The sequence below is a fragment of the Micromonospora alfalfae genome (genome assembly GCF_022230925.1).
Classification (GTDB): Bacteria; Actinomycetota; Actinomycetes; order Mycobacteriales; family Micromonosporaceae; genus Micromonospora; species Micromonospora alfalfae.
The window spans coordinates 115,754-130,528 of record NZ_JAKKFH010000011.1 but is presented as its reverse complement, the minus strand read 5'-3'; the positions used below and the strand labels follow the sequence as shown (position 1 = coordinate 130,528).

10 protein-coding genes are annotated in these 14,775 nt (G+C 72.5%); 2 read left to right on the top strand and 8 right to left on the bottom strand.

The annotated features are described in order from the left end of the window. Positions 1-38 precede the first annotated feature (38 nt). Positions 39-1,367: an alpha/beta hydrolase gene (locus MED01_RS11360; RefSeq protein WP_238668474.1), complete on the bottom strand. Its 1,329-nt coding sequence runs from the start codon at positions 1,365-1,367 to the stop codon at positions 39-41. 86 nt (positions 1,368-1,453) lie between these two features. After that, positions 1,454-2,830, bottom strand: coding sequence for a serine hydrolase domain-containing protein (locus MED01_RS11355; RefSeq protein WP_238668473.1), 1,377 nt, complete (start codon positions 2,828-2,830; stop codon positions 1,454-1,456). Between the two features lie 236 nt (positions 2,831-3,066). Here MED01_RS11355 and MED01_RS11350 point away from each other — a divergent pair, with 236 nt between their 5' ends. Then, positions 3,067-4,443: an FAD-dependent oxidoreductase gene (locus MED01_RS11350; protein WP_238668472.1), complete on the top strand. Its 1,377-nt coding sequence runs from the start codon at positions 3,067-3,069 to the stop codon at positions 4,441-4,443. Between the two features lie 44 nt (positions 4,444-4,487). Here the strand turns inward: MED01_RS11350 and MED01_RS11345 are convergent, their stop codons facing one another. From MED01_RS11345 to MED01_RS11320, 6 genes are all read right to left on the bottom strand, one after another. Next, the gene (locus tag MED01_RS11345; protein ID WP_238668471.1) at positions 4,488-4,964 is read right to left on the bottom strand and encodes a heme-degrading domain-containing protein; all 477 of its coding nucleotides are present in this window, start codon (positions 4,962-4,964) and stop codon (positions 4,488-4,490) included. A gap of 40 nt (positions 4,965-5,004) precedes the next feature. Beyond that, complete coding sequence (locus MED01_RS11340; RefSeq protein ID WP_091406888.1) at positions 5,005-6,465, bottom strand: SDR family NAD(P)-dependent oxidoreductase; 1,461 nt, start codon at positions 6,463-6,465, stop codon at positions 5,005-5,007. A gap of 131 nt (positions 6,466-6,596) precedes the next feature. After that, positions 6,597-7,502: a siderophore-interacting protein gene (locus MED01_RS11335; protein WP_238668470.1), complete on the bottom strand. Its 906-nt coding sequence runs from the start codon at positions 7,500-7,502 to the stop codon at positions 6,597-6,599. Between the two features lie 25 nt (positions 7,503-7,527). Further along, positions 7,528-9,627 (bottom strand): iron ABC transporter permease, encoded by a 2,100-nt coding sequence (locus tag MED01_RS11330; RefSeq protein WP_274525590.1) that lies wholly within the window; start codon positions 9,625-9,627, stop codon positions 7,528-7,530. 5 nt (positions 9,628-9,632) lie between these two features. Further along, on the bottom strand, positions 9,633-10,616 hold the full coding sequence (locus tag MED01_RS11325) for an ABC transporter substrate-binding protein (RefSeq protein ID WP_238668468.1): 984 nt from the start codon (positions 10,614-10,616) through the stop codon (positions 9,633-9,635). Positions 10,617-10,647: 31 nt separating this feature from the next. Continuing rightward, complete coding sequence (locus tag MED01_RS11320; protein ID WP_238668467.1) at positions 10,648-11,481, bottom strand: ABC transporter ATP-binding protein; 834 nt, start codon at positions 11,479-11,481, stop codon at positions 10,648-10,650. A 113-nt stretch (positions 11,482-11,594) separates the two neighbouring features. On the opposite strand from MED01_RS11320, the gene MED01_RS11315 reads away from it, so the two are divergent. Beyond that, complete coding sequence (locus MED01_RS11315; RefSeq protein WP_238668466.1) at positions 11,595-14,774, top strand: ATP-binding protein; 3,180 nt, start codon at positions 11,595-11,597, stop codon at positions 14,772-14,774. The last annotated feature ends 1 nt before the right edge of the window (position 14,775 follow it).

The window sequence follows — 14,775 nt, the reverse complement described above, 5'->3', positions numbered from 1 at the left end:
TCTCGACCTGAGGTGACCGGGCCGTCCGCGGGACGCGGTCAGAAGTCGTCCACGCTGACCGTCACCCGGTCGGTGCTCGATCTCCAGTTGGGCACGTTGATCACGTCGTGGCCGCCGCCGCGTTGGCCCACTGTGATCTGGACCAGGCCGCTGTGTGCCGGCGTCGCCGGGATGAAGACGTCCATGCCGGTGATGAAGGTCTGGCTGAAGAACTCCGGCAACGGGGCCGTCAGGTCGGTGACGCCGTCGCTGCCGTCGTCGAAGGCGAAGATGCCGATCGTCCGCTTGGCGCGCGGTGTGTTCGCCGCGTTCAGGACATCCCTGCCGTTGATCCAGAGGCGGTCGCCGGCGGCGCCCTGGTCGCCCCACCACTCCTTCTGCCGTTGGATCGTGAGCGCTGTGTGCCGGTCGCTGGTCTCGACCAGGCCGCTGAGGCCCTCGCCCGGCTCGCTGGTCGCCAGGCGCAGGAACGAATTCGAGCGGAGGAACGGCTGGAAGTAGAAGTGGTGCGTCGCGGCGCCCGGGCGCACGATGGCGAACTCGTAGCGGGCCGTGGCGAGCACGGGGAGAGGGCCGAACGAGCCGTCGCCGCCGAGTGACAGCCGATGTGCGGGCCGGTGCGACAGCCGGCCGCCGGTCAGCGGGCTGACCGGGTAGACCTCGAGGGTCGCGCCGGTGACACCGACGTTGCTCGGAAAGAGCACGGCACGGCCGGAGACCCGGGCGGCGCCGAAGAGTTGCGGCACGATCCGCGTCGTGTGGGGCGCGCGGCCCCTGAGGAAGCCGAAGATCTCGGTGAACGACTCCGCCGACGACACGGTCTGGGTGTGCGACTGGTCCGGCAGGTGCACGTTTGTCGCGCCGACGACGGCGCGGGCCGGGTCGCCCTCGCCCCAGATGGCGAGCGTGGGCACACCACCGGGCGGGGAGGTCGCGGGACGCCCGTCCAGGTTGACGTAGTGCGCGACCCGGGCGGCACGCTCCGGCGAGCTGTTGAGATAGCCCTGCGAGACGAAGGTGCCCAGCGAGTGCGCGACGAGGTCGACCCGGTCCGCGCCGGTGGCCGCCAGCAGGCGGGAGATCCGTGCGTCGAGTCCCGCGTACACCTGAGGCAGGATTGTCGCGACGTTCGGTGAGTCGTACTCGTGGGCTTCGACGATGTCGATCGGGTACCCGTTGCTGGCCAGCCGTTTGGCCTGGGTCTCGAACTGCGCCGCAGATCCGGCGCTGCCGTGCACGAAGATCACTGGACGGTACGTCGGTGTGGCGGCGGCTTCGGCGGCGCGTGGAACGGCGACTGCGGACAGGCTGGCCGCGAGGGCGACCCCGGCCACCACGGAGAGCAGGCTCCGGCGAGATGTGTGCATCGATCCTCCACCAGGACGGACGAAGTATTTGCACTACTAGCGCAAGTATCGTGTCAGGGTGGGGCGCGATGGTCCACACCTTCCAGTCAGTTGACCTTCGTGGCGAGCAGGTCGCCGACGGCGGCGCGGACCGGGTCGGGGTTCGACCAGCTCCAGTTGGGGTGCGCCCGGTTGGTGAGCAGCGCCAGGACGAGTTTGCGGTCGGGCGCGACCAGGAGCGAAGGGCCGGCGAATCCGGTGTGGCCGAAGGTCCGGGCCGAGGCGAGCTTCCCCATGAACCAGCTCTGGTCGAGGACGACGCCGAGGCCGTGCGCCGAGGTCCGGTTGGGGCGCTCGGGGTCGATGGCGGGTTTGCCGGCGTTGTGGTTGGTGAGCATCCGGCGCACCGTCGCCACGGCGAGGATCCGCTTGCCCTGGTGGGTGCCCTCGTTGAGGAGCAGCTGACCAATGGCCGCGAGATCGGTCGCGGAGGCGAAGATGCCGGCGTGACCGGCGATGCCGCCAAGGTGGTTGGCGACGTCGTCGTGGACGACGCCACGGAGCAGCCCTCTGGACGAGCGGGCGTCGGTGGCGACCAGTCGGCTGGCCTTCGCGGCGGCTGACAGCCAGCTGTTCGGGTTGAAGCCGGTGTCGCGCAGGCCGAGCGGGCCGGTCAGGTTGGTCTTGAGCGCCTGGTCGAGCCGCTGGCCGGTGACCTTCTCGACGATCTTGCCGGCGACCATGAGCCCGACGCTGGAATAACGGAACGTCTTCCCCGGCACGGCGCCGGAGACCAGCGGCGTGCCGAGCACGGCCTTCCAGCGGGCCGCGTTGTCGGGCAGGCCGGTGACTGTGGCGCCGACGGGAAGACCGCTCGTGTGGGTGAGCAGCATCTCGACGGTGATCCGCTCCTTGCCCGCGCCGGTGAAGGCGGGCAGGTAGTCGCGCACCGGAGCGCCGAGGTCGACACGGCCCTTGTCGACCTGCTGCAACAGCAGGATGGCCGTGTACACCTTGGTCACCGAGGCGAGGTCGAAGATGGAGTCCCGGCGCATCGCGACGCGGTGGTTCGCCGCGAGCAGCTTCGGGCCCGCCGCATAACGCAGCGCCTCACCGACCGCTGTGTGCACGGTCACCTTTCCGCCCACCACGACGAGAGCGACCGCACCGGGAAAACCCTTGTGTTGCACGGTCTGCGGGGTCGCGGGCAGGTGTCGGCGGAGCAGGGCGGTCACGTCCTGCGCGTAGCCGGCCTGACGGACTGGTGGGTTGCCGCCGACCGGTGCGTCCGGTGCCCTGAGCGGCGGCCCGGCGTCTCCCGCCGTACCAAATCCGGCCCGGCTGCCGGTGGCGCCCGTCCCGGTCGTCGCGTCGCCAGGGCCGGCCGAACCGGGGTTCGGCGTGCCGGTGGCACCGCAACCGGTGAGGGCGGTGGTCGCGGCGGCCAGGCCGGCGCCGAGCAGAGTTCGACGTGCAACGGGCATGCCGGAGATCGTGACAGCCGGCCAGAGGACGCGCCACCTGACCGGTCCGAACGTCGGACGCGTCCGGCCCATCGGTCAACAGGCGGTCATCTGGCAGACACAGCAGGTTGCCATTCAGATGATTGTGCGACGATCGGCGGGCAAAACGTCGAACCACCGTCCACCGGTCTGTCCGCGCACGGTCGCGCACAGTGACCGGGGAGGGCACACACCCCGTTACCCCCTTGGAGAGCACGATGTCCCTCTCCCCGTCCCGGGTCTTCGCAGAGCTGAATGCGGCTCGACCCCCTGACCAGCCGTCCCCGACGATGGGCACGGCCGTCGTGGTGGGCGGCAGTGTCGCCGGTCTCCTGGCCGCCCGGGTGCTGTCCGACCACGCCGACACCGTCGTCATCATCGACCGGGACGACCCGCAGGTGACCGGCGCGCGGCCCGGCGTACCCCAGGGGACGCAGCTGCACGCGCTGCTGCCCGGCGGCCTCTTCCAGCTGGAGCGCCTGTTTCCCGGATTCCGCGACGAGGCACTGAAGCGCGGAGCGGTCGAGGCGCCGCCCACGGCCCGGCGCAACTACCTCGACGGGCGTCTGAAGGTCGTCGTCCCCGACGACGCCGACAGTCTGGCGGGCAGTCGGCCGCTGCTGGAAGGCCTGATCCGCCAGCAGGTGCTCCGACTGCCCAACGTCAAGACGATCACCGCCCGCGCCACCGGCCTCGTGTTCGACGGCACCGCTGTCACCGGGGTCCGCTGTGAGGTCGGTGGGGTGCCCGGTGTCGAACGCGCTGACCTCGTGGTGGACGCCATGGGGCGGTCCAGCCGACTCTCGGACTGGCTGGAGCAGGCCGACTGGGACCGACCGGTCACCCGGCGGATGACAGTGCACCTCAACTACGCGACCGCCCTGTTCCGCCGTCCGGAGGTCACCCCGGCCTCGACCGTCGTACTGGCCCTGAACACGCCGAGGACGGCGATGGACGTGGCCGGGGCCGCGTTCTTCGCCATCGAGGACGGTCGGTGGATGGCGATGATGGCCGGTTACGGCGACGACCGTCCGGGGCGAACCGCTGATGACTTCGTCCGCCGCCTGCGCGAGCAGTTCCCGCCGGAGTTCGGCGAGGTCGCCGACCAGGAGATGATCGGCGACGTCCAGACCTACCACCATGCCGACAGTCGACGACGGGACTTCCACGCGCTCAAGCGGTTCCCGGCCGGCCTGATCAGCGTCGGTGACGCCGTCGCGTCGTTCAACCCGGTGTACGGGCAGGGCATGACGGCGTCGGCCCTGCACGCGGCCTGCCTGTCGACGTACCTCCGGTCCGGCCCGGACCTGCGGGCGCCCGCGCGCCACTACCTGGCGCTCCAGAAGGTGGTGGTCGACGCCGCCTGGTCGCTCTCCACCTCGGCGGACCTGGCGTTGCCCCACGTCGACGGGCCCTACCCACGCGGCTACCGGTTCTCCCGCTGGGCCAGCAGCCAGGTCATCGCCGCGACCATCACGGACGTGGCGACCGCGCGGCGATTCAACGACGTCGTCTCCATGCGCGAGCACCCGCACTCGCTGGCCCGCCCCGGCGTGCTCCTGGGCGCCCTGCGCGCCAACCGGCGCGCACGCTGAGCGAGTGACCCGGCGGCCTCGCCTGCGAGGCCGCCGGGAACGCTCTATCGGGAAAGTTTGCGGAGGATGTCGACCACGAAACGGTGATCGTCCAGCTGCGGCAGCCCGGAGACACCGACCCAGCCCACCACACCGGTGCCGCGAACCCGCAGGGGTACCGCGCCCCCGGCCGCCGCGTACCGCGAGGCCGGCAGGCCGAACCGCTCGGCCAGCGTCACCTGCTTGTCCTGGCACAGCCGGGCCATGTAGAGCGAGGAGTGCTCGAACCGCATCACCACACGACCCTTGCGGCGCAGCCAAGCGTCGTTGTCCGCCGTCGACCCCGGCAGGCCACAGTGGAACAGCTGTCGCCCGGCCCGCCACACACCCACCGAGACCGGCAGCCGCTGCTCGGTCGCGGCGGTGACGGCGAGCATCCCCAGCTCGTACGCGTCGGTCTCGGACAGGCCCGCGAGCTCCAGCTCGTTCTCCTCGCGCAGCAGCTCGTCCAGCGTCGGCCACGACTCACGGTCAGCTGACATGTTCCTTCTCCTCATCGTGCAAAGGCGATCATCGGTGCGATCACCAGGCGCAGGGCGCGTAGTCCTTCAGGAAACAGCCGTACAGATCCTCGCCCTGCTCGCCCCGGACGATCGGGTCGTACACGCGGGCCGCGCCGTCGACCAGGTCCAGCGGGGCGTGGAAGCCCTCGTCGGCCAGCCGCATCTTCGTCGGGTGGGGACGTTCGTCCGTGATCCAGCCGGTGTCGACGCTGGTCATCAGGATGCCGTCGGTCAACATCTCCTCGGCGCTGGTGCGGGTCAGCATGTTCAGTGCCGCCTTGGCCATGTTGGTGTGCGGGTGCCCCGGCCCCTTGTACCCGCGGCCGAACTGGCCTTCCATCGCCGACACGTTCACCACGTACTTGCGGCGGGCCGACGCGGCGGCCATCACCGGGCGCAACCGGCTGACCAGGACAAACGGCGCTGTGACGTTGCACAACTGCACTTCGAGCAGCTCGACCGGGTCCACCTCCTGGACCCGTTGGACCCAGCTGTTCACCGAGTCGAGGTCGGGCACGAGCCCGCCGGCGTCGATGGCGGTGGACGCCGCGATCCGTTCCGGCGAGGCCGACCCGCTGGTCAGTGCCAGCGCGGTGAGCGCGTGCGGGGTGAGCGCTGTCGACTGTGGCCCGGCGGTCAGGCTGCCCACCGGGCCGCCCTGCCCGTCCGGCTTGGCGAACGTGATCAGCTCCGGCAGCGGGCCGTCCGGCAGGGCCGCGGCCTCGGCGGCGATGAGCTGCGCGTACGCCCCGGGGGACCGGCGGACGGTCTGCGCCGCGTTGTTGATCAGGATGTCGAGGGGGCCCTGGCTGCTGACGTCGTCAGCCAGAGCGATCACCTGGGCGGGGTCGCGCAGGTCAATCCCGACGATGCGCAGCCGGTGCAGCCAGTCCGCGCTGTCGGGCATCGCGGCGAAGCGGCGGACCGCGTCGTGCGGGAACCGGGTCGTCACCGTCGTGTGCGCGCCGTCGCGCAGCAGCCGCAGCGCGATGTACATGCCGATCTTGGCCCGCCCGCCGGTGAGCAGCGCACGCCGGCCGGTCAGGTCGGTGCGGGCGTCGCGGCGCTCCCGGTTCAACGCGGCGCAGGACGGGCAGAGCTGGTGGTAGAAGGCGTCCACCTCGCGGTAGCGCTGCTTGCAGACGTAGCAGCCGCGGGGATTGTGCAGGAAGCCGGCAGTCTCGCCGGCGACGGAGGACGCGAGCGGAATGCCCTGCGTCTCGTCGTCGATCCGCCCCGGAGCGCCGGTGGCGGTGGCCTCCGTCACCGCGCGGTCGGCGGCGAGGATGGCGTCCCGTCGCTCCTCCCGCCGCCGCTGCTTGATCACCTTGTAGAGCCGGGCGGTGGCCCGCTGCACCTGCACCACGTCGGGATGGTCGGAGGGCAGCGCCTCCAACGCCTCGAAGACGCTGAGGCAGGCCTCCAGCCGGCTTCGGTCAATGCCCTCTTGACCGTTTTCGGTAATGTTGTCCACCGTCATGCGTCGTTGTCTCGTCCCGTATCCCGTGCCGGCTCCAGCCGGTCCACCCCAAGTCCGACCCGAAACGGTACGCGCCTCACCGCCTCCGACGCACCTCACGGCCGTCCGGCGTGGTGCGCCTCGCGGCGCTGTCAGTCGGCGTCGGCGCGACCGAGACGCCAGTAGCCCATGAAGGCCACCGCCCGCCGGTCCAGGCCCCGCTCGGCGACCAGGTGCCGACGCAGGGTACGGATGACGCCGGCTTCCCCGGCCAGCCACGCGGAGAGCGGTGCCGAGGCCGCCTGCTCGGGCACCTCCCACAGGAGTTCGGTGTCCACGTCGACGTCCGACACTGGCTGGGCGGACGTCGACGTGCCGGGGGCCAGCAGTTCCCCGGCGGCCGCGACGACGGCGGGCACCAGCCTGCTGCCGTACCCGTCGGCGCCCCGGGCCAGCCAGCGGACCTCGACGCCGGGCGGCGCGAGCAGCGGCAGCACGTCGGCGGCGTCGGGCACCTCCAGCACGACAGTGCCCCGGGCGTCGAGGGGGAGCCGCTCGCAGATGCTGCTGATCGCCGGCACGGCGGTCTCGTCCCCGGCCAGCAACAGCGTGCCGCCGGTGGACTGTCGAAACTCGACCCCGCCGTGGTTGCCGTCGAAGCCGGCATCCGGCCCGACCAGCGCGATCTCGTCGCCGACGCTGGCCCGCCGAGCCCAGCGCGTCGCCGGACCACTGTCGCCGTGCAGCACCAGGTCGACGTCCACCTCGGCCAGGTGCGGGCGGACCGCCCGCACCGTGTAGGTGCGGATCGGGTTGCGCAGATGCTCGGGCAGGGCCCGCCACGTCGCGTACCAGTCCGGGCCGTCCGGCAGGGTCGCCCGGTCCTGACCGGGCAGCGGCAGTGCCAGCTTGATCCGCTGGTCGTAGCCGTTGTCGGCGAAGCGGTCCAGGTTCGCCCCGGTGAAGGTCACCCGGGTGAAGGAAGGGCTCAGGCGGCGTACCGCGCGGACGGTGACGGCGAACACGCGCCACGGGGCGATGGGCAGGGTCTCGGTCATGGTGCCTCTCTCGACTCGGGCGGCTCTACCGGGTGGTGCTCGCCACGGCGCGGGAGCGCCACAGCAGCCAGACGAAGTACGGGGTGCCGATCATGGCGGTGACCAGGCCGGCGGGGATCTGGGCCGGCGCGATGACCGTCCGGCCGAAGGTGTCGGCGATGCTGACCAGCGCCGCGCCGAGCAGGGCGGCCACCGGGAGCACCCGGGAGTGCCGGCCGCCGACGAGCGCCCGCGCGGCGTGCGGGGCGACCAGACCGACGAACCCGATGACCCCGACGGCCGAGACGGCGGTGGAGGTGAGCAACGCCGCCGCGCCGAGCGCGATCAACCGGGTGCGTTCCAGCCGGACACCCAGCACGCGGGGGGTGTCGTCGTCCAGCGCCATCAGGTCGAGCTCCCGGCGGGCGGCGACAACGGCCGGGGTGAGCACCAGCAGGGCGATCAGCACCGGCAGCACCTGGGTGGGCGTCCGACCGTAGGTGGAGCCGGACAGCCAGGTCAACGCCTTCCCGGTGTTCCACGGGTCGAAGGCGACCACCAGGTAGGTGATGACCGCCATGCCGCCCTGCCAGGCCCCGAAGCCGATCAGCACCAGTCGGTCGGAGCTCAGTCCGCCGCGCCAGGCCAGGCCGTAGACCAGGGCGAACGCCAGCATCGCGCCGAGTCCGGCGACGCCGGAGACGGCCCACACTCCGGCCAGCGGCACGAAGGTGAGCAGGGAGACCGCCCCGAGCCCGGCGCCCGCTGTGATGCCGAGGATGCCGGGTTCGGCCAGCGGATTGCGGCAGACCGCCTGCACTGTGGTGCCGGCGACCGCGAGCGCCGCGCCGGCCAGGACCGCCGCGGCGACGCGCGGCCACCGCTGGTCCAGCACAAAGGTGTACGCGGGCCCGGTGGTGCCGTTGACCCAGTTGACGACGTCCCCGAGCAGCACCCAGGTGTCACCGGCGAGCATGCCGACCGTCACGGCGCAGACGCTCAGGACGGCGGTGACGGCGACGACGCCGCGGTGGAAGGCCGCGGAACGGACGGCCGCGTGACCGCCCGGCGGACGACGGGTGGGGCCGGCGTCGCGGTGCCGGCGGGCCAGCCAGATGAGGATCGCCGCGCCGAACACAGTGGTGACCACGCCGGTGGGGATGTCGACCCCGGCCTGCCCGCCCATCACGGCTCGCAGCAGCACGTCGGAGCCGAGCACGATGATGACCCCGGCGATTCCGGACAACGGCAGCAGGACGCGGTGCCGGTGCACCCCCGGCACCACAGGGGCGAGCAGCCGGACGATCACCGGTGCGCACAGGCCGACGAAGCCGACCGGGCCGGTGAGGGTGACTGCCGCGGCGGAGAGCAGCACGGCCAGCACCATGACGGTGAGCCGGGTGCGCCGCACGTCGAGGCCGAGCACTGTGGCGGTGTCGTCGCCGAGGGCGAGGATGTCGAGGCGGTGCCCGAGCAGCACGAGCACGACGGCGGCACCGACGATCACCGGGGCGAGTTGGGTGAGCGCGGTCAGGTCGCTCTGCACCAGCGAGCCGTTCCCCCAGGCGAACAGCCCGATGGTGGCCTGCTCGAACAGGAGCAGCAGCAGGGTGGTCACCGACCCGAGCGCCAGCGCGGTCGCCGAGCCGGCGAGGATCAGCCGGGTGGTGCCGGCCTGCCCACCCGAGGACATCGCCATCACCAGGCCGGCGGCGGCCAGCCCGCCGCAGAAGGCGAGACCGCCGGCGGGCAGCGCGGGCAGCGAGACGCCGAACGCGGCGACGGCGACGATCGCCAGGTGGGCGCCCGCGTTGACCGCGAGGGTGTCGGGGGACGCGAGCGGGTTGCGGGCGATCGACTGCAACGCCGCCCCGGCGAACCCGAGCGCCACGCCGATGGTGAGCCCGGCGAGCAGCCGGGGCAGCCGGGACGCGATCAGGACGCGGGCCGCCTCGTCGTCGGCGCCGGTCGTGAGGCGCAGCAGGTCGAGGGCCCCGACGTTCGAGGTGCCCTGGGTGAGGTGGACCGCGCCGACCACGAGCAGCAGCAGGAGCGCGGCGACGAAGACGACGGCGATGCGGGGCACGGCCGGGCGTCCGCCCGGAGCCGGCCGGGTGGCCGGCTCCGGGCGCGGGGGCGCTTTCAGCACGCTCACACCGTGTACGTCTTGACGAGTTCGTCGATGTACTGCTTGCCGGAGAGCGGACCGCCGAAGGTCCAGATGCCGTTGGGCATCTTGTGCAGGTTGCCCTTCCGCACGAAGGGCAGCGACGTCCAGATGGCGTTGCCGGCGAGGCCGTCGGCGAACACGTCGTCGCCGTCGGAGGCGTTGTAGAAGAGGTGCATGTTCGGGTCCTTCAGGACCGTCATGCCCTCGACGTCGGTCTGACCCAGGCCCCACACCTCGTCCGTCTTACCGGTCCAGGCGTTGGTGAGGCCGAGTTGGATGCCGATCTGGGAGACCAGCGCGCCAGTGCCGAACATCCGGATGCTGACGGTGCTGCCCTCCTTCCAGCCGTCGGCGATGGCGAACGGACGGCCGGCGGCACCCGCGTCGGTGATCTTCTTCTTGCCGTCGGCGATGGCCGCGTCGAAGTCGGCGAGCAGCTTCTCCGCCTCGGTGGTCTTGCCGACCGCCTTCGCGATCATGTTGAGGTCGGTGCGCATCCGGCCGAGGTTGTCGGTGGCGTCACTGCCCTTGGCGACCACCACTGGCACGAACTTCTCCAGTTGACTGACGATGGCGGCGCCCCGGTCGTCCTCCATCACGACGAGATCGGGCTGGAGGGCGACGATCGCGTCGACGCTGGGCTCCCCGCGGACCCCGACGTCCTTGACGCCCGGATCGAGCTTCGCGGAGGTGACCCAGGTGCCGTAGCCCTTGGGGTCGGCGACACCGACGGGCATGACGCCGAGGCTGACCAGCAGTTCGACCTCGCCCCACTCAAGCCCGACCACCTTGGTCGCCGGCGTCTTGAGGGTGATCTCCTTGCCCCGGCTGTCGGTGACGGTGACCGGACCGCCGGACGCCGAGGCGGAGGTGTCGGGGGCCGCGGCGTTCTCGGTGGTGCCGCAGGCGCCGAGCGTCAGCGCGGCCACGACGGCGATGAGGGCTGTGAAACGGGTACGGGTCATGACGGTCTTTCTCTGCTGTGGATGGGGGTGTTCAGACCAGGGCGCGGATCTGGTGCCGCCCGACCGGGCGGGTGGTGACCAGTCCGTTGACCGGATCGGTGGTCACCTCGATGCGGATCCCATAGGTCTCGGTGAGGGCGTTCTCGGTGAACACCGTTGCCGGGGTGCCGGTGGCGCGGACCCGGCCCTGCTGCAACAGGACCACCTCGTCCGCCACGGCGGCTGCCTGGTTGAGGTCGTGCAGCACGACGCCGACGGCGACGCCGTGATCGTCCGCGAGGTCGCGGACCAGGTCGAGGATCTCCACCTGGTAGCGCAGGTCGAGAAACGTGGTGGGTTCGTCGAGGAGCAGAACCGGGGTGTCCTGGGCGAGGCAGGTGGCCAACCAGACCCGCTGCAACTCGCCTCCGGAGAGTTCGTCCACGGGACGGTCGGCCATCGCGGTTATGCCGGTGACGTCCATGGCGCGTGCGATGGCGGCGGGACCGTCCGGGTCCTCGGTGCGCCAGCGCCCGCGGTAGGGGTGGCGGCCGTAGCCGACGACGTCGCGAACTGTGACGCCGCTGGGCACCGGCCGGCTCTGGGCGAGCAGGGTGACCCGCCGGGCGAACTCCCGGGCCGCGAGGCTGGCGGCCGTGACGCCGTCGGCGAGGTGCACGATTCCGGCCTCGATCGGGTGCAGCCGGGCCAGGGCCCGCAGCAGGGTGGACTTGCCGCTGCCGTTGGGCCCCACCAGTGCGGTGACGGCACCCGCGCGCAGGTTGATCACTGCACCGTGCACCACCGGCACACCGTGATAGCCCAGCTGGAGGTCGACGCCGGACAGGCTGCGCTCCCCGTTGACCGACGCCAACTCGTTCTGCATGAGGTTAGGCTAACCTAACTGAAAGCCGGCCTGTCAAGCCGGTCGCAGGGCCGTGACAGGCCTGGCGTACCGGTGGTCGTCGGGTCTGTGCGCGCGTGGGGGATGCTGGGTCCGTGCACATCGCGACCCTCGGCCCCCTCGCCGTCGACGGCCAGCCCGTTCGGGGTGAACGGCTCGCGGCGGTGCTCCGCGCGCTCGTCGACGCGCGCGGGCGGGCGGTCTCCGTGAGCCTGCTCGTGGACGCCGTCTGGGACGGCGCGCCACCGGACGACGCGACCGGCGCCGTCCAGGCGCTCGTGTCCCGGGTGCGCCGTCTCGGGCTGCCAGTGGTCGCGGTGCCCGGCGGATACCGCCTGCCCACCGAGCAGATCACCGTCGACGCGGTCGAGGCGCGCACGCTCGTCGATCAGGCCGGCACCATGCTCCGGTGCGGTGACGTCAGTGCCGCCCGCGGCCTGGCCGACCAGGCGCGGGCCCTGTTCCCCGAGGTGCCGGAGTTGGCCAGCGCCGAGGACACCCGCCTGTTCGCGGAGGTCGCCGCGCTGCGCGCGCAGGCGGCACTCGCCGGCATGGGCCCCTTCGACGAGGTCGACCTGGGCCGACTCGTCGCGCGGACACCGCCGGACGAGCCGTCCGCCGCCCTGCTCGTCCGGGTGCTTGCCGCACAGGGACGGGAGGCCGAGGCGTTGGAGGTCGTCGAGCGGCTGCGCGCCGACCTGGCCGACCGCTACGGCACCGACCCGTCGCCCGTGATCACGAGCGTCCACCTGGCGTTGCTGCGCGGTGAACTCACCGCACCACCCGTCGCGGCGCCGCCCCGGCAACAGGCGCGGATCACGCTGCCCGCCGCGTGGCGCCGCCCCATGGCCGCCCTCGTGGGACGGGAGCGGGACGTCAAGGCCGTCACCGACGCGCTCGCCGAGACACCCGTCGTGACGGTCGTGGCGACCGGCGGGGCGGGCAAGACCCGGCTCGCCGCCGAGGTGGCCAGGCGTACGGCAGCGGGTGGGCAGGCGGTCCGCGTGATCGAACTCGCTGGCCTGCGCTCGCCCGACGAGGTGCTGCCCACTGTGCTCGCCGCGCTCGGCGGTGCGGACACCACGGCGACCGGCGGCAACCTTGGCCTGGAGCGGCGGGTCCTCAGCCCCGAGGAGCGGCTGCGCGCAGTGGCGCCGGACCTCGACGGGCTGGTGGTGCTGGACAACTGCGAGCACGTGCTCGACGCGGTGGCAGTCGTCGTCGCGGACCTGGTCGCGGCGGCCTCGCCGGAGGTCGCGGTGCTCGCGACGAGCCGTGCCCCACTGGGTCTGGTCGGCGAGCTGGTGCACCGGCTGACCGCGTTGCCGGACGCCGACGCGCTCGCGCTGGTCGAGTCCCGGGCGCGGGCCGGTGGCGCCGTGCCGACCTGGGACACCGAGCGGGCGCTCGCCCTGTGCCACCGGCTCGACAACCTGCCGTTGGCCCTCGAACTGGCCGCCGCGCGACTGCGGCACATGCCGATCGACGATGTGCTGGCCGGGCTGACCGATCGGTTCGCGCTGCTCGACGACGCACTGCGCGGCCTGCCCGAGCGGCACGCGAGCCTGTGGGCGCTCGTCGACTGGAGCAGGGAACTGCTCGCCGAAGCCGACCGTGACCTGCTCCAGCGGGTCGCTGTCATCCCCGCGCCGTTCACAGCGGACCTCGCCGCCGCCGTCGCGCAGGCCCCGGACGTCCGTCGCGGCCTGGCGACCCTCGTCGAACAGTCCCTGTTGACCCTGGTCGAGGGGGATGGTCCGCCGCGCTACCGGATGCTCGAAACGGTCCGTGAGTACGGCGAGGCCCGGCTGGACGCGGCCGGTGCCCGGGATCAGGCCATGGCCGGCCTCGTCAGGTGGGCGCGGGAGCAGGCCGTCGCGCTGGCCGGCCGCTTCATCGGCCCCGGCCAGGTCGAGGCGCTGCACCGCTGCGCCGCCGAGCAGGACAACCTGGTCGCGGGCCTGCGGTGGGCAATGGGAGCGGACGACGAGCCCGCCGCCGTCGACGTCGCCACAGCGCTGTTCCACCTCTGGTCGGTGCGGGGCCTGCACCTGGAGGTCCTCGCCTGGGCGCGCGGGCTGCTGCAGATCGACGACCCGCAGCGGCGGCTGCGGTCGGCGATCCTGCGCGGCGCGGCCAGCGGCCGGCCACTGCCCCACGCCGACCGGCTGGCCTGGATGTGCGTGGTGATCAGCGTGAACGCCGGCGTCAGCGCCGATCTGCGACCCGCCGTGCTCGCCCGGCGGGCGCTACGGACGCTCCAGACCGAACGCCCCGGCGAGGTGTCGTCCCGGATGACCGCCCTCGCGTCGGCGCTGCCCGGCTTCGACGCGTCCGATCTGGAGCAGAGCCTGAAGAGCGCTACCGAGATGGTCGTGCACCCGGACCCGTACGTGCAGGGGCTGGGGCTGTTCGCGCGCGCGGCGGTACGGGAGAACGGCGGCCTACCGGAAGCGTCGATCAGTGACGCCGAGCAGGCCTACCACCGCTTCGAGGCCGCCGGCGACCACTGGGGCATGGCGATGGCGGCGGGTGCGGTCGGGCAGTTCCTGGTCCCGGGCGGGGATGCCCGGTCGGCCGAGTGGCTGACCCGCAGCGTCCGGCACATGGAACTGGTCGGCGCCACGCAGGACGCGCGGTCGATCCGGGTACGGCTGGACGTGCAGCTCGCCCTGACCGGCGACGCGGAGGCGGAGCGGCGACTGGGCGAAACCGCCGCGCTGGGCCAGGCCGAGCAGATCGACGCCGCGCAGGCGCTGCTCGGCCTGGCGCACCTCGCCTGGCAGCGTGAGCGGTACGACGAGGCGCTCGCCCGCGCCGACGAGGTGACGCGTGTCCTCGCCGGCTGGGTCGGGCCGCAGCCACAGCCGCGCGTGATGCTCCGGGCCACGGCGGCGATCATCTACCTGCGGGTGGCCCAGGTTGGGCGGGTGTCGGGCACCGATGCCACCGTCCAGGCGGCCGCGATGCTGTCACTCGCCCGCGACGACGCGCTGACCTCACGGGACCTGCCGGTGATCGGGGCGTGGGCGTCGGGCGGCGCGGAGTTCGCGGCGTACCGCGGCGACGTCGACACCGCCCGCGAACTGGCGGTGCTCGCGAAGCGGATCGGCACCCAGATCGAGATGTTCTTCCCCTTTGAGAACGGCGAACGGCTCAACGCCATCCTCGGGAGCGAGGAGCAGCGTGAGCCGTTGCTGGCCGCGTGGCGCGAGCGGCCACCCGCCGCGGCCGTCAGCCGGGTCCGCGAGCTGATGGACGACCTGCTCGCGTAGG